Consider the following 18185-nt stretch of genomic DNA (forward strand, 5'->3'; position numbering starts at 1 on the left):
CAAGTGATCGCCCTTTCCCTCGCCGAGATCGCCGAAATCGTCGGCGGGCAGTCGTACGACATACCGGATCCGGCAGCAATCGTCAGCGGGCCGGTCGTCATCGACTCCCGCGCGGTGAAGCAAGGCAGCCTCTTCGTCGCCTTCGCCGGTGAACGGGTCGACGGCCACGACTACGCGGAGCGCGCCGTCGAGGCGGGCGCGGCAGTCGTGCTGGCCGCCCGCCCCGTCGGCGTTCCCACGATCGTCGTGGACGACGTGGTGGCGGCGCTCGGCGCGCTCTCCCGCGCCGTCGTCGGCCGCCTGGGCACCACCGTGGTCGCCCTCACCGGATCCGCCGGCAAGACCTCCACCAAGGACCTGATCGCCCAGCTCCTGGAGCGCAAGGGCCCCACCGTCTACCCGGAGGGCAACCTCAACAACGAGATCGGTCTGCCGCTCACCGCGCTGCGCGCCACCGAGGAGACCCGGCACCTGGTCCTCGAAATGGGCGCACGCTACATCGGTGACATCTGTTACCTCACCGGCCTGGTCCCGCCCCGGATCGGCCTCGTCCTGAACGTCGGCACCGCGCACATCGGCGAGTTCGGCGGCCGCGAGCAGATCGCCCAGGCCAAGGGCGAGATGGTCGAGTCCCTCCCCGCGGACGGTCTCGCCGTACTCAACGCCGACGACCCGCTCGTCCGCGCCATGACCTCCCGCACCAAGGCCCGGATCCTGCTCTTCGGCGAAGCCGCGGATGCGGACGTACGGGGAGAGAACGTGCGGCTCACCGACGACGGCCGCCCCGCGTTCCGCCTCCACACACCCACCGGGTGCAGCGATGTGACCATGCGCCTGTACGGTGAGCACCACGTGTCGAACGCGCTCGCCGCGGCCGCCGTCGCCCATGAGTTGGGCCTGTCCGCAGACGAGATCGCCGAAGCGCTCTCCGAGGCGGGCACCCTCTCCCGCTGGCGCATGGAGGTCACCGAGCGTCCGGACGGCGTGACGTTCGTCAATGACGCCTACAACGCCAACCCCGAATCCATGAGAGCCGCGCTGCGCGCGCTGGCCGCCATGGGGAAGGGGCGTCGTACGTGGGCGGTGCTCGGCCAGATGGCCGAGCTCGGCGACGCCTCGCTCACCGAGCACGACGCGGTCGGACGGCTTGCCGTCCGGCTCAACGTCAGCAAGCTCGTCGCGGTCGGGGGCAGAGAGGCCTCCTGGCTGCAACTGGGCGCATACAACGAGGGTTCGTGGGGTGAGGAGTCGGTGCATGTGTCCGACGCACAGGCTGCCGTCGACCTGTTGCGCAGTGAACTGCGCCCGGGAGACGTCGTGCTGGTGAAGGCGTCCCGGTCGGTCGGCCTGGAGCAGGTCGTTACGGCACTGCTGGAGAACGCGACCGAGGGCGAGGTCGCCGGCCGATGAGGCAGATCCTCTTCGCGGGGGCCATCGGGCTCTTCCTGACCCTGGTCGGTACCCCGCTGCTGATCAAGCTGCTGGCCCGCAAGGGATACGGGCAGTTCATCCGGGACGACGGGCCGCGCACCCACGGATCGAAGAAGGGCACGCCCACCATGGGCGGCATCGCCTTCATCCTGGCGACGATCATCGCGTACGTCGCCTCGAAGCTGATCACCGGCGAGGACATGCGCTTCTCCGGCGTGCTGGTCCTCTTCCTGATGGCGGGCATGGGGCTCGTCGGTTTCCTCGACGACTACATCAAGATCGTCAAGCAGCGCTCGCTGGGCCTGCGCGCCAAGGCGAAGATGGCCGGTCAGCTGATCGTCGGCATCGCCTTCGCGGTGCTCTCGCTCCAGTTCGCGGACGCCCGGGGCAACACCCCCGCCTCCACCAAGCTCTCGTTCGTCGAGGACTTCGGCTGGTCGATCGGGCCGGTGCTGTTCGTGGTCTGGGCGCTGTTCATGATTCTCGCCATGTCCAACGGCGTGAACCTGACGGACGGTCTGGACGGCCTCGCCACCGGTGCGTCGGTGATGGTCTTCGGCGCGTACACCTTCATCGGGCTCTGGCAGTTCCAGGAGTCGTGCGCCAACGCGGCCACCCTCACCAACCCGAGCGCGTGTTTCGAAGTACGAGATCCACTCGACCTCGCGGTCGTGGCCTCCGCCCTGATGGGCTCCTGCTTCGGCTTCCTGTGGTGGAACACCTCGCCCGCCAAGATCTTCATGGGTGACACCGGTTCGCTCGCCCTCGGCGGCGCGCTCGCCGGTCTGGCGATCTGCTCCCGCACCGAGTTCCTGATGGCGGTCCTCGGCGGCCTCTTCGTGATGATCACGATGTCCGTCGTCATCCAGGTCGGTTCGTTCAAGATGACCGGCAAGCGGGTGTTCCGGATGGCGCCGCTCCAGCACCACTTCGAACTCAAGGGGTGGTCCGAAGTCCTTGTCGTGGTCCGCTTCTGGATCATCCAGGGCATGTGCGTCATCGTCGGTCTCGGCCTCTTCTACGCAGGATGGGCAGCCAAGAAGTGAGTAACGCGGACTGGCAGGGCAAGCACGTCACGGTCGCCGGACTCGGGGTCTCCGGGATCCCGGCGGCCCGGGTGCTGCACGGTCTCGGCGCCGTCGTCACCGTCGTGAACGACGGGGACGACGAGCGCTCGCGGGCCCAGGCCGCGGAGCTGGAGGCGCAGGGCATCACCGTGCGCCTCGGCGACGGGGCCACCCTGCCCGAGTCCACCGAGCTCATCGTCACCACCCCGGGCTGGAAGCCCGACAAGCCGCTGTTCGCCGCGGCCGCCGAGGCGGGCGTCCCCGTCTGGGGCGACGTCGAACTCGCCTGGCGGCTGCGCGGACGGGACGGCCGGGAACCAGCCCCCTGGCTCGCGGTCACCGGCACCAACGGCAAGACCACGACCGTCCGGATGCTCGCCTCGATCCTGGAGGCGGCCGGTCTGCGCACCGCGGCCGTCGGCAACATCGGCGTCTCGCTCCTGGACGCGGTGCTCGGGGACGAGGAGTACGACGTACTCGCCGTCGAGCTGTCCAGCTACCAGCTGCACTGGTCGCCCTCGCTGCGCGCCCACTCCGCGGCCGTACTCAACCTCGCCCCCGACCACCTCGACTGGCACGGCTCCATGGCCGCGTACGTCGCGGACAAGGGCCGGATCTACGAGGGCAACACCGTCGCCTGCGTCTACAATGTCGCGGACGCGGTCACCGAGGAACTGGTGCGCGAGGCGGACGTCGAGGAGGGCTGCCGGGCGATCGGCTTCACCCTCTCCACCCCCGGGCCCTCCCAGCTCGGGGTCGTCGACGGCATCCTCGTCGACCGCGCCTTCGTGACGAACCGGCAGAAGCAGGCCCAGGAGCTTGCTGAGGTCGCGGACGTGAACCCGCCCGCCCCGCACAACATCGCCAACGCGCTGGCGGCCGCGGCGCTGGCCCGCGCCTTCGGCGTGGAGCCCGCCGCCGTACGGGACGGACTGCGGAACTTCCGCCCCGACCCGCACCGCATCGAGCACGTCGCCGACGTGGCCGGGGTCGCGTACATCGACGACTCCAAGGCCACCAACACCCACGCCGCCGAGGCCTCCCTGGCCTCGTACGAGCCCATCGTCTGGATCGCCGGCGGTCTGGCCAAGGGAGCCACCTTCGACGAGCTGGTGAGCGGGTGCGCGAAGCGCCTGCGGGGCGTCGTGCTGATGGGTGCCGACCGCGCACTGATCCGCGAAGCCCTCGCGCGACACGCGCCCGAGGTCCCGGTGACCGACCTCGACCGGACCGACACTGGGGCGATGTCGGAGGCGGTCCGCGAGGCGGCACGGCTCGCCCGGCCGGGAGACACCGTACTGATGGCCCCGGCCTGCGCCTCGATGGACATGTTCACCAACTACAACAAGCGGGGCGAGGCCTTCGCGGACGCGGTCCGCGCACTCGCCGCCGAGAGCGCCTGACGGGCCCGGCCTGCACGCCGTACCGTCCCGGGACAACCGGGTGCGTACGGCAGTGCCGTGGGCGCGGGCCCTCGGCACCGAAGCCCCGGGCACGAGCAGTGGAGGGGACAGGACGATGCCGGCCGAAGAGAGCCCTGCCGCACCCGGCGGGGACCGCTCACGGGCGACCGCGGCGATCAGCCGGGCGCTCCATCCGCCCCTCCTGGCGGCCGCGGGCGCCCCGCTGCCGGACGGACTCGCGCTCCGCGTCAGGTCCGCACCAGGCTCCCGGCGGCCCCCGGCCGCCCGCTCCAGGAGCACGGGCAGTCCCCGTACCCCGCGCGGCGGCGGTGTGCGGCGGCTCTACGAGCAGGCACGCCGGGCCTGGGACCGCCCGCTGACGGCGTACTACCTGATCCTGGGTGCCGGGCTGCTCATCACCGTGCTCGGGCTCGTGATGGTCTACTCCGCCTCGATGATCAAGGCGCTGGAGCTCGACAAGCCGGGCACCTACTTCTTCCGCAAGCAGTTCCTGGCCGCCGTCATCGGAGCCGGGCTGATGGCGATCGCCGCCCGGATGCCGGTGAAGCTGCACCGAGCCCTGTCCTACCCGCTGCTGATGGGCGCCGTCTTCCTGATGGTGCTGGTCCAGGTGCCGGGGATAGGGATGTCGGTCAACGGCAACCGCAACTGGCTCTACCTGGGCGGGCCCTTCCAGCTCCAGCCCAGCGAGTTCGGCAAGCTCGCCCTCGTCCTGTGGGGGGCCGACCTGCTCGCCCGCAAACAGGACAAGCGGCTGCTGAACCAGTGGAAGCACATGCTGGTGCCGCTGGTGCCGGTCGCCTTCATGCTGCTCGGGCTGATCATGCTCGGCGGTGACATGGGCACTGCGATCATTCTCACGGCGATCCTGTTCGGGCTGCTCTGGCTGGCCGGCGCCCCCACCCGGCTGTTCGCCGGGGTGCTCGCCACCGCCGGACTGATCGGGATCGTGCTGATCAAGACCAGCCCGAACCGGATGGCCAGGCTCGACTGCATGGGCGCGAGCGAACCGGGACCGGGCGGCTCGTGCTGGCAGGCCGTGCACGGTATCTACGCTCTGGCGTCCGGCGGCTGGTTCGGATCCGGGCTCGGTGCGAGTGTGGAGAAATGGGGGCAACTCCCCGAACCCCACACCGACTTCATCTTCGCCATCACGGGGGAGGAACTGGGGTTGGCGGGGACGCTGTCCGTACTCGCCCTCTTCGCGGCTCTAGGCTATGCGGGTATCCGCGTGGCCGGACGCACGGAGGACCCCTTCGTGAGGTATGCCGCGGGAGGTGTGACGACCTGGATCACGGCTCAGGCCGTGATCAATATCGGTGCGGTGCTCGGTCTGCTTCCGATCGCCGGCGTCCCGCTCCCGCTGTTCTCCTACGGAGGGTCCGCCCTGCTTCCGACCATGTTCGCTGTCGGGCTGCTGATCGCGTTCGCGCGAGAGGATCCCGCCGCGAAGGCGGCCCTGGCCATGCGGAGGCCCGGGGTGAGATGGAAGACGATGAGACGGCGCATCAAGAAGCGTTCGTCCGGAGAGCGGTGAATTTCGGTGCATGTCGTACTCGCCGGTGGGGGGACCGCCGGCCACATCGAGCCCGCGCTTGCCCTCGCGGACGCCCTGCGCAGGCAGGACCCGAGCGTGGGAATCACCGCTCTCGGCACGGAGCGCGGACTTGAGACAAGACTCGTACCCGAGCGGGGGTACGAACTCGCCCTGATCCCGGCCGTACCGCTGCCGCGCAAGCCCACCCCCGAACTCATCACCGTCCCGGGCAGGCTGCGCGGCACCATCAAGGCCGCCGAGCAGATCCTGGAGCGGACCAGGGCGGACTGCGTGGTCGGCTTCGGCGGGTACGTCGCCCTGCCCGGCTATCTCGCCGCCAAACGCGCCGGGGTGCCGATCGTGGTGCACGAGGCCAACGCCCGGCCGGGCCTGGCCAACAAGATCGGTTCGCGGTACGCGCACGGGGTCGCCGTCTCCACCCCCGACAGCAAGCTCCGCGGCGCCCGCTACATCGGCATTCCGCTTCGCCGCACCATCGCCACCCTGGACCGGGCCCGGGTCCGTCCCGAGGCGCGTGCCGCCTTCGGACTCGACCCGAACCTGCCGACGCTCCTGGTCTCCGGCGGCTCGCAGGGCGCCCGCCACCTCAACGAGGTGGTCCAGCGGGTCGCCCCGCTGCTGCAGCGCTCCGGAATTCAGATCCTGCACGTGGTCGGTCCGAAGAACGAAATGCCGCGTGTGGACAACATGCCGGGTATGCCGCCCTATATCCCGGTACCGTATGTGGACCGGATGGACCTCGCGTACGCCGCGGCCGACATGATGCTCTGCCGCGCGGGCGCGATGACCGTGGCGGAACTCTCCGCCGTCGGGCTGCCCGCCGCCTACGTCCCGCTGCCGATCGGCAACGGCGAACAGCGGCTCAACGCCCAGCCGCTGATCAACGCCGGCGGCGGTCTGCTGGTGGATGACGCCGCGCTCACCCCGGAGTGGGTGCAGGGCAACGTCCTTCCGGTGCTGGCGGATCCGCACCGGCTGTACGAAATGTCCCGGGCTGCCGCCGAGTTCGGCCGCCGGGACGCCGACGACCTGCTGGTCGGCATGGTGTACGAGGCGATTGCCGCACGCCGAGGCGCGTGAGGCGGACGGGTCCGGGGGCGGCGCCCCCGGCCCCGGCATAAGGAGCGAGCGTGGCCGGACCGACGACCGCCCAGCGCGGTGCAGGGCAGCAGGAGGACACCCCGGACCGGCCGCCGCGCCCGGGGACCGAAGGGCGCCGGATGTCCCGGCGGACCCTGCTGATCGTGATCGCCGCGGCCGTACTGCTGCTCGGCTCCGGCGCTGTCTGGGCGCTCTACGGCTCGTCCTGGCTCCGGACCGAACGGGTCCGGATCACCGGTGTCGACGTACTGTCACCGGCCGAGGTGGAGGCGGCCGCTGCGGTCCCGATGGGGTCTCCGCTCGTTTCCGTGGACACGGGCGCCATCGTGGACAGATTGCGCCAGAAGTTGCCTCGTATCGACTCGGTGGATGTCGTACGGTCATGGCCGCACGGCATCGGACTTAAGGTGACCGAACGAAAGCCGGTCCTGTTGGTGAAAAAGGGCGCAAAGTTCATTGAAGTGGACGCCAAAGGTGTGCGCTTCGCCACGGTGGACAAGGCACCCGGGCGCGTACCCCTGCTGGAACTGACCGCTGGTCAGTCGGCGAGCCTGCGCCGTTTCGGCAGCGACCGGCTGGTGCGGGAGGCGGTCCGGGTCGCGGGCGACCTTCCGGGCGGCATTGCCGGGGACACCAGGGTCGTGCGGGTCACCTCGTACGATTCGATCTCCCTGGAGCTCACTCGGGACCGTGAGGTGATCTGGGGGAGTGGTGAAGAAGGTGCTGTGAAGGCGAAAGTCCTCACCGCACTCATGAAAGCCGCTCCCAAAGCGGGACACTTCGACGTGAGTGCACCCACCGCCCCTGCGGTGTCGGGCAGTTGACGCACATTCGGCCTGGCCAGCACCCTGGTTGGTCAGCGCTACGGGTGATCACATAGGGTGAAAAGAAAAACGGGAGGTTCGGCGTGTTCGTTGAACGTGCGCCACTTGTCGACTTAGTGTCCTGTTCGGAAGAGTCCATGAAGCAGACACACTGGTAACCCTAAACTTCAACGTTAGGGTTTGGGTCGGCGTTCGGACCGTCCCAATCGGCATCCGTCGTCGCGGCGGGACTACCGCCAAGCGACGACACGTAACTCGAGGCGAGAGGCCTTCGACGTGGCAGCACCGCAGAACTACCTCGCAGTCATCAAGGTCATCGGTGTCGGCGGCGGTGGTGTCAATGCCATCAACCGAATGATCGAGGTCGGTCTCAAGGGCGTCGAGTTCATCGCGATCAACACTGATGCGCAAGCCCTGTTGATGAGCGACGCCGACGTCAAGCTCGACGTCGGCCGTGAACTCACCCGTGGCCTCGGCGCCGGGGCGAACCCGGCCGTCGGTCGTAAGGCGGCAGAGGACCACCGTGAAGAGATCGAGGAGGTCCTCAAGGGGGCCGACATGGTCTTCGTCACCGCAGGCGAAGGTGGTGGCACCGGCACCGGTGGCGCACCCGTCGTCGCCAATATCGCGCGTTCGCTCGGCGCCCTGACGATCGGTGTGGTCACCCGCCCGTTCACCTTCGAGGGCCGGCGTCGCGCAAACCAGGCGGAGGACGGCATCGCCGAACTCCGCGAAGAGGTCGACACCCTCATCGTCATTCCCAACGACCGACTGCTGTCCATCTCGGACCGCCAGGTCAGCGTGCTCGACGCGTTCAAGTCGGCCGACCAGGTGCTGCTCTCGGGTGTCCAGGGCATCACCGATCTCATCACCACCCCGGGTCTGATCAACCTCGACTTCGCCGACGTCAAGTCGGTCATGTCGGAGGCCGGATCGGCACTCATGGGCATCGGCTCCGCGCGCGGCGACGACCGCGCGGTGGCGGCGGCCGAGATGGCGATCTCCTCGCCGCTCCTGGAGGCGTCGATCGACGGCGCCCGCGGTGTCCTGCTCTCCATCTCCGGCGGCAGCGACCTCGGTCTCTTCGAGATCAACGAGGCCGCCCAGCTGGTGAGCGAGGCGGCGCACCCGGAGGCGAACATCATCTTCGGTGCGGTCATCGACGACGCACTGGGCGACGAGGTGCGGGTCACCGTGATCGCCGCGGGCTTCGACGGCGGACAGCCGCCGGCCCGTCGCGAGAACGTCCTGGGCGCGAACTCCACCAAGCGCGAGGAGTCCGCCCCGCCGGTCCGGGCCGCCGAGCCCGTGCGCCAGTCGAGCGGACTGGGCTCCGTGCCCCCGCGCGAGGAGACCCCGGTCCAGGCCGAGCCGGTGCCGGTGGCCAATGAGAGCCACCTCCCGCCGGTCTCGCCGCCGCACGTCCCGCCGGCCCGTCCCTACCAGGACTCCCAGGCCGAAGAGCTGGATGTTCCGGATTTCTTGAAGTGATAGGTCCGCACCACGCAGTGAGTCACGCGGATTCCGTTTCTTCGGGGGGCGGCGCCCACTTCTCCTTCACCGACAGGTGGGGAGGGGTGAGCGCCGCCCCGTATGCGGAGCTCAACCTCGGCGGCGCGGTCGGTGACGACCCCGCCGCCGTTCTCGCCAACCGGGAGCGCGCCGCCCGCGGGCGCGGGCTCGACCCGGCGCGGGTCGTCTGGATGAACCAGGTCCACGGCCGGGACGTCGCGGTGGTCGACGGACCGTGGGGCGAGGCCTCCGAGATTCCCGCCGTGGACGCGGTGGTGACCGCGCGGCGCGGACTCCCGCTCGCCGTTCTCACCGCGGACTGCACCCCCGTACTCCTCGCGGACCCGGTCGCCGGGATCGTCGCGGCGGCACACGCGGGCCGTCCCGGTCTCCTCGCCGGAGTGGTGCCCGCCGCGGTCGGGGCCATGGTCCGGCTCGGCGCCACCCCCTCGCGGATCATCGCCCGCACCGGGCCGGCCGTCTGCGGACGGTGCTACGAGGTCCCGGCCGCGATGCGGGAAGAGGTCGCGGCGAGCGTCCCCGCCTCCTGGTCGGAGACCAGCTGGGGGACCCCCGCCGTTGATGTCACCGCCGGGGTCCATGCCCAGCTCGACGCCCTCGGAATCACCGACCGGCACATGTCGCCCGTTTGCACTCTCGAATCGGGTGACCATTTCTCGTACCGACGCGACCGCACCACCGGGCGGCTCGCCGGATATGTCTGGCTGGACGGATAGGGCATGACGGACCGTAAGGATCAACTCGCAGCGAATCTCGCACAGGTGGAGGAACGCATCGCATCCGCGTGCGCCGCCGCCGGCCGCAAGCGGGAGGAGGTGACCCTCATCGTGGTCACCAAGACCTACCCGGCGAGCGATGTGCGGATCCTGCACGAACTCGGCGTGCGCCAGGTCGCGGAGAACCGTGACCAGGACGCCGCGCCCAAGGCCGCCGCATGTGCGGATCTGTCCCTCACATGGCACTTTGTCGGTCAATTGCAGACGAATAAGGTTCGCTCTGTGGTGAGTTATGCCGATATCGTGCAGTCGGTGGACCGCGTCAAGCTGGTGACGGCACTCTCCGCCGCGGTCCGGCGCGACGAGCGCGAGGGGCGTGAACTCGGGTGTCTCATCCAGGTCGCGCTCGACGCGGAGAGCGGTGAGCGGGGGGAGCGGGGCGGCGTCGCCCCGGACGGGGTCGAGGAGTTGGCCGCCGCGCTCGAATCCGCCCCGGGGCTGCGGCCGGCCGGTCTGATGACCGTCGCGCCGCTCGTCGGACCGTTCGCCGGAAGGCAACGGGCCGCGTTCGACCGGCTGATGGAAATCTCATCCCGGCTGCGCGGGAACCATCCGGCTGCGAACATGGTCTCCGCAGGGATGAGTGCGGACCTTGAGGACGCGGTTGCGGCCGGAGCGACACATGTGCGCGTCGGTACTGCGGTACTCGGAGTCCGACCCGGGCTCGGGTAACGTCGCCAAGCAAGTCGGACCACAGCAGAAAATATGGTCATTATCGCCCATGGCGGGTAGGCCACAGTGGATCGCGGGCACTTGGTGACAGATGCCGATCCACCACAGAGCGGAGGACTCAGAGCATGGCCGGCGCGATGCGCAAGATGGCGGTCTACCTCGGCCTCGTGGAGGACGATGGGTACGACGGTCCGGGGTTCGACCCCGACGACGAATTCGAACCCGAGCCGGAGCCCGAGCGGGACCGGCGCCGGCACCAGCCCGCGCATCAGGTGGAGCGGGAACGGGACGAACCGGTACGAGCGGTACAGCCTCCGGCGCAACGGGAGCCGGTTCAGATCCCGGCCGAGCGGGAGCGACCCGCCCGAATCGCCCCCGTGGCATCCATCACACCTGAACGCTCGAACTTGGAGAAGAACGCACCGGTGATCATGCCCAAGGTTGTGTCCGAGCGGGAGCCCTACCGCATCACCACGCTGCACCCCAGGACCTACAACGAGGCCCGTACCATCGGGGAACACTTCCGTGAGGGCACTCCGGTGATCATGAATCTCACGGAGATGGACGATACGGACGCGAAGCGACTTGTCGACTTTGCCGCGGGACTCGTCTTCGGTCTCCATGGCAGCATTGAGCGAGTGACACAGAAGGTCTTTCTGTTGTCGCCTGCTAACGTCGATGTCACGGCGGAGGACAAGGCCCGCATCGCAGAGGGCGGATTCTTCAACCAGAGCTGAGAACACGACACCGGGAACAACCCGGCCGAGAGGCCGGAGCTACGAGAGCCAGGGGAGAGGGAAGCGCGAGGATGGGCGTCGCTCAAAGTGTTGTCTACATCGCGTTGATGTGTTTCCTCATCGTGCTGATCTTCCGGCTGGTCATGGACTACGTCTTCCAGTTCGCACGTTCATGGCAGCCGGGCAAGCCGATGGTGGTCGTTCTTGAGGCGACTTACACGGTCACCGATCCACCGCTCAAGCTCCTGCGGCGGTTCATTCCGCCGCTGCGTCTCGGGGGCGTGGCACTCGACCTGTCCTTCTTCGTTCTGATGATCATCGTTTCCATCCTGATCAGCGTCGTGATCAAGTTGTGAGCGATACGGTCTTGCCGACTGCCGACGACTACGTAGAGGTGAAGAAGAGATGCCGCTGACCCCCGAGGACGTGCGGAACAAGCAGTTCACGACGGTCCGCCTCCGAGAAGGCTATGACGAGGACGAGGTTGACGCCTTCCTCGACGAGGTCGAATCGGAGCTGACCCGGCTGCTCCGTGAGAACGAGGACCTGCGCGCCAAGCTGGCCGCCGCCACGCGTGCCGCCGCGCAGAACCAGCAGCAGCAAGGCATGCGCAAGCCGGAGCAGCAGGAACGGCCCGGCGCACCGGTGCCGGCCGCCATATCTGGTCCGCCGGTCCAGCAGCAGCAGCCCCCGCAGATGGGTCCGCCCCAGCTGCCCGGTGGCGCTCCGCAGCTGCCCGCCGGTCCCAGCGGCCACGGACCTCAGGGTCCGCACGGCCCCGGTCCGCAGGGCCCGCACGGCCCCGGCCCGATGCAGGGCGGTCCCATGGGTGGCCCGATGGGCGGCCCCATGGGCGGTCACAACCCCCAGCAGCAGCAGATGCAGCAGATGCAGCAGCAGCAGCCGCCGCAGATGCAGCAGCAGCAGGGCCCTGGCGGCGACAGCGCCGCCCGTGTCCTCTCCCTGGCGCAGCAGACCGCCGACCAGGCGATCGCGGAGGCCCGTTCCGAGGCCAACAAGATCGTCGGCGAGGCGCGCAGCCGTGCCGAGGGCCTGGAGCGCGACGCCCGTGCCAAGGCGGACGCCCTGGAGCGGGACGCGCAGGAGAAGCACCGCGTGGCGATGGGCTCCCTGGAGTCGGCCCGCGCGACGCTTGAGCGCAAGGTCGAGGACCTGCGTGGCTTCGAGCGCGAGTACCGGACGCGTCTGAAGTCCTACCTGGAGAGCCAGCTGCGTCAGCTGGAGACCCAGGCGGACGACTCGCTCGCTCCGCCGCGGACCCCGGCGACCGCTTCGCTGCCGCCGTCGCCCTCGCTGGCTCCGGCCGGTGCGGGTGCCATGGGCCACAGCATGGGCGGCAACCACGGTGGTCACGGTGGCCCGCAGATGGGCGGCAGCCCGTCCATGGGCAGCGCGCCCTCGTACGGTGGCCAGCAGCAGATGTCGCCGGCGATGACCCAGCCGATGGCACCGGTGCGGCCGCAGGCGCCGCAGCCGATGCAGCAGGCACCCTCGCCGATGCGCGGGTTCCTGATCGACGAGGACGACAACTGAGCGGTTCGCGCTCGCTGAGCGCGTAGCCGTCGGCAGGCAAAGGGCCGGGCCCCGGGGTTTTCCCCGGGGCCCGGCCCTTTGCCGTGCGGGGGCGTTCCGTTCCCGGCGGTTCAGCCTGCGTCCCGCCCACGGGGCTCCGCCCCCGTACCCCGTTCGGAGGGCAGGGGAAAACGCCGGAGGCCCGCCCGGATCACGTGATCCGGGCGGGCCTCCGGCCGGCTGGGCTACCGCTCCGTCCTGCGGAGGCGGAACGTCAGGGACAGGCCCTCGTCCTCGAACGGCTCGCCGTACGCCGCGTCGGCCTCGCCCTGCGCGTAGTCCAGGGCCAGGACCTCGTCCGCGATCAGCGGCGCGTGCTCGGTCAGCGCCTCGGCCGTCGCGGGCGACGTGGACGTCCAGCGGACGGCGATCCGGTCCGCCACGTCCAGGCCGCTGTTCTTGCGGGCCTCCTGGATGAGGCGGATCGCGTCACGGGCGAGGCCCGCACGCCGCAGCTCCGGGGTGATCTCCAGGTCGAGGGCGACCGTGGCGCCGGAGTCGGACGCGACCGACCAGCCCTCGCGCGGGGTCTCGGTGATGATGACCTCGTCCGGGGCGAGCGACACCGTCTCGCCGTCGACCTCGACCGAGGCCGTGCCCTCGCGCAGGGCCAGCGACAGTGCGGCGGCGTCGGCGTTCGCGACGGCCTTGGCCACGGCCTGGACGCCCTTGCCGAACCGCTTGCCCAGTGCCCGGAAGTTGGCCTTCGCCGTCGTGTCGACCAGCGAACCGCCTCCGGCGGACAGGGAGGCCACGGAGGAGACGTTCAGCTCCTCGGTGATCTGGGCCCGCAGCGCGGGGGAGAGGCCCTCGAAGCCCGAGGCCGCGACCAGGGCCCGGGACAGCGGCTGGCGGGTCTTGACGCCCGACTCGGCACGCGTCGCCCGGCCCAGCTCGACCAGCCGGCGCACCAGCGCCATCTGCGTCGAGAGTTCGGGGTCGATCGCCGCGAGGTCCGCCTTCGGCCAGTCGGAGAGGTGGACCGACTCCGGGGCGTCCGGGGTGACCGGAACGATCAGGTCCTGCCAGACCCGCTCGGTGATGAACGGGGTCATCGGGGCCATCAGCCGGGTGACCGTCTCGATGACCTCGTGCAGGGTGCGCAGCGCCGCCTTGTCGCCCTGCCAGAAGCGCCGGCGGGAGCGGCGTACGTACCAGTTGGACAGATCGTCGACGAACCCCGAGAGCAGCTTTCCCGCCCGCTGGGTGTCGTAGCCCTCCAGCGCCTGGGTGACCTGGTCCACCAGGGCGTTCAGCTCGCTCAGCAGCCAGCGGTCCAGGACCGTGCGGTCGGCCGGTGCCGGATCGGCCCCGGACGGCGCCCAGTCGGACGTGCGGGCGTACAGCGCCTGGAAGGCGACCGTGTTCCAGTACGTGAGGAGCGTCTTGCGGACGACCTCCTGGATCGTGCCGTGACCGACGCGCCGCGCCGCCCACGGGGAGCCGCCGGCCGCCATGAACCAGCGCACGGCGTCGGCACCGTGCTGGTCCATCAGCGGGACCGGTTCGAGGGTGTTGCCCAGGTGCTTGGACATCTTGCGGCCGTCCTCGGCGAGGATGTGGCCCAGGCAGACCACGTTCTCGTACGACGACTTGTCGAAGACCAGGGTGCCGATCGCCATCAGCGTGTAGAACCAGCCGCGGGTCTGGTCGATGGCCTCCGAGATGAACTGCGCCGGGTAGCGGCTCTCGAAGATCTCCTTGTTCTTGTGCGGGTAGCCCCACTGAGCGAAGGGCATCGAGCCCGAGTCGTACCAGGCGTCGATGACCTCGGGGACGCGGTACGCCTCCAGCTGGCAGCTCTCGTGCGAGCAGGTGAAGGTGATCTCGTCGATGAACGGCCGGTGCGGGTCGAGGCCGGAGAGGTCGGTGCCGGTCAGCTCGCTCAGCTCGGCGCGTGAACCGATGACGGTGAGGTGGTCGTCCTCGCAGCGCCAGATCGGCAGCGGGGTGCCCCAGTAGCGGTTGCGGGACAGCGCCCAGTCGATGTTGTTGTTCAGCCAGTCGCCGTAGCGGCCGTTCTTGACCGAGTCGGGGAACCAGTTGGTCTTCTGGTTCTCCTCCAGGAGCCGGTCCTTGATCGCCGTCGTGCGGATGTACCAGGACGGCTGCGCGTAGTAGAGCAGCGCGGTGTGGCAGCGCCAGCAGTGCGGGTAGCTGTGCTCGTACGGGACGTGCCGGAAGAGCAGGCCGCGGTCCTTCAGGTCCTCGGTGAGCGCCTCGTCGGCCTTCTTGAAGAAGACGCCGCCGACCAGCGGCACGTCCTCCTCGAAGGTGCCGTCGGGCCGGACCGGGTTGACCACCGGCAGGCCGTACGCCTTGCAGACCAGGAGGTCCTCTGCGCCGAAGGCGGGGGACTGGTGGACCAGACCCGTACCGTCCTCGGTCGTCACGTACTCGGCGTTGACGACGTAGTGGGCGGGCGCGGGGAAGTCGATCAGGGCGAACGGGCGCTCGTACGTCCAGCGCTCCATCTCGCGGCCGGTGAAGGAGTCACCGGTCAGCTCCCAGCCCTCGCCCAGTGCCTTCTCGACGAGCGGCCGGGCGACGACGATCTTCTCCTCGCCGTCCGTCGCGACGACGTACTCGACCTCGGGGTGCGCGGCGACGGCCGTGTTGGAGACCAGGGTCCAGGGGGTCGTCGTCCAGACCAGGAGGGCCGCCTCGCCGGCCAGCGGGCCGGAGGTGAGCGGGAAGCGGACGAAGACCGAGGGGTCGACGACCGTCTCGTAGCCCTGGGCCAGCTCGTGGTCGGAGAGGCCGGTGCCGCAGCGCGGGCACCAGGGGGCGACGCGGTGGTCCTGGACCAGCAGGTTCTTGTCGAAGATCTCCTTCAGCGACCACCAGACCGACTCGACGTACTCGGGGTCCATCGTGCGGTAGGCGTCGTCGAGGTCGACCCAGTAGCCCATCCGGGTCGTCAGCTCGGTGAAGGCGTCGGTGTGCCGGGTCACGGACTCACGGCACTTGGCGTTGAACTCGGCGATGCCGTACGCCTCGATGTCCTTCTTGCCGTTGAAGCCCAGCTCCTTCTCGACGGCGAGCTCGACCGGCAGCCCGTGGCAGTCCCAGCCGGCCTTGCGGCCGACGTGGTAGCCCTGCATGGTCCGGAAGCGCGGGAAGACGTCCTTGAAGACGCGGGCCTCGATGTGGTGGGCGCCGGGCATGCCGTTGGCGGTCGGCGGGCCCTCGTAGAAGACCCACTCGGGGCGGCCCTCGGACTGGTCGAGGCTCTTGGTGAAGACCTTGTTCTCGCGCCAGAAGTCGAGCACGGCGTGCTCCAGCGCGGGCAGGTCTACCTGGGCGGGTACCTGGCGGTACTGCGGCGATGTCATGTGCGGGCTTCCTCCGGCGGACGTTTTCCACTTCCGTCGGAGGGACGAGAACCGGTCGGGTTCCCGCGGTACCACCCTCCTTGGCCCCGGGGCGGCTGCCCGTGGCCCCCTCATTAGGGGTGCGAAGCCGGTTCTACTCGCCCTGTGCACGTGGGCGCGGCCCACGGTCCAGAGTTTTCCTCCGACGGCTCCGGGTGATCTTCACGACGCGCTCGCCCCCGGGCTTCCACCGTCCCCGGGTCGCTCCTGGCTGCGTACGACGCTACTCGTCCCATCCACGCCTCTCGCTGTCGCCAGTGTACGGGGCCCGGGGCGCGGCGGCCGACCGGTTTAACGGCCGGCCCGGCCTGACCCGAATGGCCAGACGCGGCGTACGGAGTCCCGGCGCCGCCCGGTGAGCGGGACGAGGGCGGATTACCCGGCGGGGAGCTGGGCACAACGGACTCAGGCGGGCTGTGATCCGGACACGGGGAGGGGCGAACCGGCGGCGTGCCCCGTTGCCGCGGGGCTGGGGTCGACTTATCGTCCCAGCACGACTCGCGAGCAAGATCACAATGTGTGAAGGGGCCGCGGCCATGGTGGCGAAGAAGACCGCCGCAAAGAAGACGGCGTCAGCGGAATCCACGGGCGCGGCGGCCGGGGAGAAGGCGACGAAGAAGGCCGCCGAGAAGGCGGCGCCCAGGAAATCGGCGACCAAGAAGGCGGCGGCGAAGAAGGCCGCTCCGAAGAAGGCCGCTCCGAAGAAGGCCGCGGCCGCGAAGACCGTGGCCGAGAAGGCTTCGAAGAAGGCCGCCGCTGCGGCCACGGGGGCGGCCGAGGCCGCCGAGCAGACGGGAGCCCACAGGGTGGTAGCCAAGAAGAGCGCGGCCAGGACCCGGACCGCCGGCCGGAGCGCGGCGCCCGTGCCGCCGGCCCGCGCCGCCGCGACCACGCCGGGGGAGCTGGCCGTACGGCCGGGCGAGGACCCCTGGACCGCGGAGGAGGTCTCGGCCGCCAGGTCCGAGCTGACCGGCGAGATCGCCCGGCTCCGCAGCGAGCTGGAGACCTCGGGCGCGGCGCTGGCCGGGCTGATGCGGGACTCCGGCGACGGGGCGGGTGACGACGAGGCGGACACCGGCACCAAGAACATCACCCGCGAACACGAGATGTCGCTCGCCGCGCACGCCCAGGAGACGCTGGAGCAGACGGAACGGGCGCTGGCCCGGCTCGACGCCGGGACGTACGGGCTCTGCGAGATCTGCGGCAATCCGATCGGCAAGGCGCGGATGCAGGCGTTCCCCCGGGCCACCCTGTGTGTCGAGGACAAACAGAAGCAGGAGCGGCGCGGTTAGGGTCTTCCGTCCGGACCGGGCCGGATCACGGCCGGGGCACGGTGTCCGGCCGTGATCGGCCGGGGACAGGCCCTGGCCCGCGCCGGTGTGTCGTACCCTCGTCCTCAGTCGGGAACTAGGTTGAGGGACTCACGTGGCAGAGGCGGAGAGCATCATCGGCAGGCCGGACATCCCTGAGTCCGGGGGACACGAAGCGGCCGAGCCGGAGCGGGGCGAGGAGGCCGGCTCCCCGGACGGGCGGTCGGTGGACCCCACCGCCGCGGCGGACGGGGACGGCGAGGCGGTGGTCGACCGTTCGGCGGCCACCCGGCGGCGCCGGATCATCCTGCTCTTCTGCGTCGCCGTCCTGGCGTACCTGCTCGACCTGGGCAGCAAGATGCTCGTGGTGGCGAAGCTGGAGCACCAGGAGCCGGTCGAGATCTTCGGCAGCTGGCTCCGGCTCGACGCGATCCGGAACGCGGGCGCCGCGTTCGGTATCGGTGAGGCCTTCACGATCATCTTCACGATCATCGCGGCGACCGTCATCGTGGTGATCGCGCGGCTGGCGCGCAAGCTCTACAGCCTGCCCTGGGCCATCGCGCTCGGGCTGCTGCTCGGCGGTGCGCTGGGCAACCTGACCGACCGCGTCTTCCGCGCGCCGGGCACCTTCCAGGGCGCGGTGGTGGACTTCATCGCCCCCGCCCATTTCGCCGTCTTCAACCTGGCCGACTCCTCGATCGTCTGCGGCGGCATCCTGATCGTGATCCTTTCCTTCAAGGGCCTGGACCCCGACGGCACCGTGCACAAGGACTGAGCCATGCAAG

Annotated in this window: 15 protein-coding genes; 14 read left to right on the plus strand and 1 reads right to left on the minus strand. The window is 69.9% G+C overall.

Annotated features, from left to right (window positions below):
- Positions 1 to 3 precede the first annotated feature (3 nt).
- The 12 genes from murF (at position 4) to ACIP89_RS05175 (ending at position 12677) form a co-directional block, all read left to right on the plus strand.
- Positions 4 to 1410, plus strand: coding sequence for a UDP-N-acetylmuramoyl-tripeptide--D-alanyl-D-alanine ligase (gene murF / locus ACIP89_RS05120; RefSeq protein WP_402113058.1), 1407 nt, complete (start codon positions 4 to 6; stop codon positions 1408 to 1410).
- A complete protein-coding gene (gene mraY / locus ACIP89_RS05125; protein WP_401922925.1) occupies positions 1407 to 2477 on the plus strand; it encodes a phospho-N-acetylmuramoyl-pentapeptide-transferase in 1071 nt (356 codons plus the stop codon). Before murF ends, mraY begins: the two co-directional genes overlap by 4 nt.
- Positions 2459 to 3901: a UDP-N-acetylmuramoyl-L-alanine--D-glutamate ligase gene (gene murD / locus ACIP89_RS05130; protein ID WP_401922927.1), complete on the plus strand. Its 1443-nt coding sequence runs from the start codon at positions 2459 to 2461 to the stop codon at positions 3899 to 3901. Before mraY ends, murD begins: the two co-directional genes overlap by 19 nt.
- Before the next feature lie 115 nt (positions 3902 to 4016).
- Positions 4017 to 5459 carry a putative lipid II flippase FtsW gene (gene ftsW / locus ACIP89_RS05135; RefSeq protein WP_401922930.1) on the plus strand — a complete coding sequence of 481 codons (1443 nt, stop codon included), beginning with the start codon at positions 4017 to 4019 and terminating at the stop codon, positions 5457 to 5459.
- 6 nt (positions 5460 to 5465) lie between these two features.
- The gene (murG, locus tag ACIP89_RS05140; protein ID WP_024493378.1) at positions 5466 to 6560 is read left to right on the plus strand and encodes an undecaprenyldiphospho-muramoylpentapeptide beta-N-acetylglucosaminyltransferase; all 1095 of its coding nucleotides are present in this window, start codon (positions 5466 to 5468) and stop codon (positions 6558 to 6560) included.
- 50 nt (positions 6561 to 6610) lie between these two features.
- Positions 6611 to 7405 carry a cell division protein FtsQ/DivIB gene (locus tag ACIP89_RS05145; RefSeq protein WP_402113061.1) on the plus strand — a complete coding sequence of 265 codons (795 nt, stop codon included), beginning with the start codon at positions 6611 to 6613 and terminating at the stop codon, positions 7403 to 7405.
- 276 nt (positions 7406 to 7681) lie between these two features.
- Entirely contained in the window at positions 7682 to 8896 is a 1215-nt protein-coding gene (gene ftsZ, locus ACIP89_RS05150; protein ID WP_401922935.1) for a cell division protein FtsZ, read from the plus strand.
- On the plus strand, positions 8893 to 9654 hold the full coding sequence (gene pgeF / locus ACIP89_RS05155) for a peptidoglycan editing factor PgeF (RefSeq protein ID WP_401922938.1): 762 nt from the start codon (positions 8893 to 8895) through the stop codon (positions 9652 to 9654). The genes ftsZ and pgeF overlap by 4 nt, the downstream gene beginning before the upstream one ends.
- Positions 9655 to 9657: 3 nt before the next feature.
- On the plus strand, positions 9658 to 10386 hold the full coding sequence (locus ACIP89_RS05160; protein ID WP_401922941.1) for a YggS family pyridoxal phosphate-dependent enzyme: 729 nt from the start codon (positions 9658 to 9660) through the stop codon (positions 10384 to 10386).
- Between the two features lie 125 nt (positions 10387 to 10511).
- Positions 10512 to 11123 (plus strand): cell division protein SepF, encoded by a 612-nt coding sequence (locus ACIP89_RS05165; RefSeq protein ID WP_073735522.1) that lies wholly within the window; start codon positions 10512 to 10514, stop codon positions 11121 to 11123.
- Positions 11124 to 11194: 71 nt separating this feature from the next.
- Positions 11195 to 11479 (plus strand): YggT family protein, encoded by a 285-nt coding sequence (locus tag ACIP89_RS05170; protein WP_371773735.1) that lies wholly within the window; start codon positions 11195 to 11197, stop codon positions 11477 to 11479.
- A 49-nt stretch (positions 11480 to 11528) separates the two neighbouring features.
- Positions 11529 to 12677 carry a DivIVA domain-containing protein gene (locus ACIP89_RS05175; RefSeq protein ID WP_401922944.1) on the plus strand — a complete coding sequence of 383 codons (1149 nt, stop codon included), beginning with the start codon at positions 11529 to 11531 and terminating at the stop codon, positions 12675 to 12677.
- Between the two features lie 224 nt (positions 12678 to 12901).
- Here the strand turns inward: ACIP89_RS05175 and ileS are convergent, their stop codons facing one another.
- On the minus strand, positions 12902 to 16051 hold the full coding sequence (ileS, locus tag ACIP89_RS05180) for an isoleucine--tRNA ligase (RefSeq protein ID WP_402113064.1): 3150 nt from the start codon (positions 16049 to 16051) through the stop codon (positions 12902 to 12904).
- Between the two features lie 575 nt (positions 16052 to 16626).
- On the opposite strand from ileS, the gene ACIP89_RS05185 reads away from it, so the two are divergent.
- The gene (locus ACIP89_RS05185; RefSeq protein ID WP_402113066.1) at positions 16627 to 17382 is read left to right on the plus strand and encodes a TraR/DksA family transcriptional regulator; all 756 of its coding nucleotides are present in this window, start codon (positions 16627 to 16629) and stop codon (positions 17380 to 17382) included.
- 133 nt (positions 17383 to 17515) lie between these two features.
- A complete protein-coding gene (gene lspA, locus ACIP89_RS05190; RefSeq protein WP_402113069.1) occupies positions 17516 to 18175 on the plus strand; it encodes a signal peptidase II in 660 nt (219 codons plus the stop codon).
- Positions 18176 to 18185: the final 10 nt, after the last annotated feature.

This window comes from Streptomyces sp. NPDC088730 (genome assembly GCF_044751215.1).
Taxonomy (GTDB): domain Bacteria; phylum Actinomycetota; class Actinomycetes; order Streptomycetales; family Streptomycetaceae; genus Streptomyces.

Coding starts and splice junctions, on each gene's coding strand:
- ACIP89_RS05175 (WP_401922944.1), top strand. CDS start 11,529: ATGCCGCTGACCCCCGAGGACGTGCGGAACAAGCAGTTCACGACGGTC.
- ACIP89_RS05185 (WP_402113066.1), top strand. CDS start 16,627: ATGGTGGCGAAGAAGACCGCCGCAAAGAAGACGGCGTCAGCGGAATCC.
- ACIP89_RS05170 (WP_371773735.1), top strand. CDS start 11,195: ATGGGCGTCGCTCAAAGTGTTGTCTACATCGCGTTGATGTGTTTCCTC.
- ACIP89_RS05165 (WP_073735522.1), top strand. CDS start 10,512: ATGGCCGGCGCGATGCGCAAGATGGCGGTCTACCTCGGCCTCGTGGAG.
- mraY (WP_401922925.1), top strand. CDS start 1,407: ATGAGGCAGATCCTCTTCGCGGGGGCCATCGGGCTCTTCCTGACCCTG.
- murD (WP_401922927.1), top strand. CDS start 2,459: ATGGGCAGCCAAGAAGTGAGTAACGCGGACTGGCAGGGCAAGCACGTC.
- ACIP89_RS05160 (WP_401922941.1), top strand. CDS start 9,658: ATGACGGACCGTAAGGATCAACTCGCAGCGAATCTCGCACAGGTGGAG.
- ftsW (WP_401922930.1), top strand. CDS start 4,017: ATGCCGGCCGAAGAGAGCCCTGCCGCACCCGGCGGGGACCGCTCACGG.
- ileS (WP_402113064.1), bottom strand. CDS start 16,051: ATGACATCGCCGCAGTACCGCCAGGTACCCGCCCAGGTAGACCTGCCC.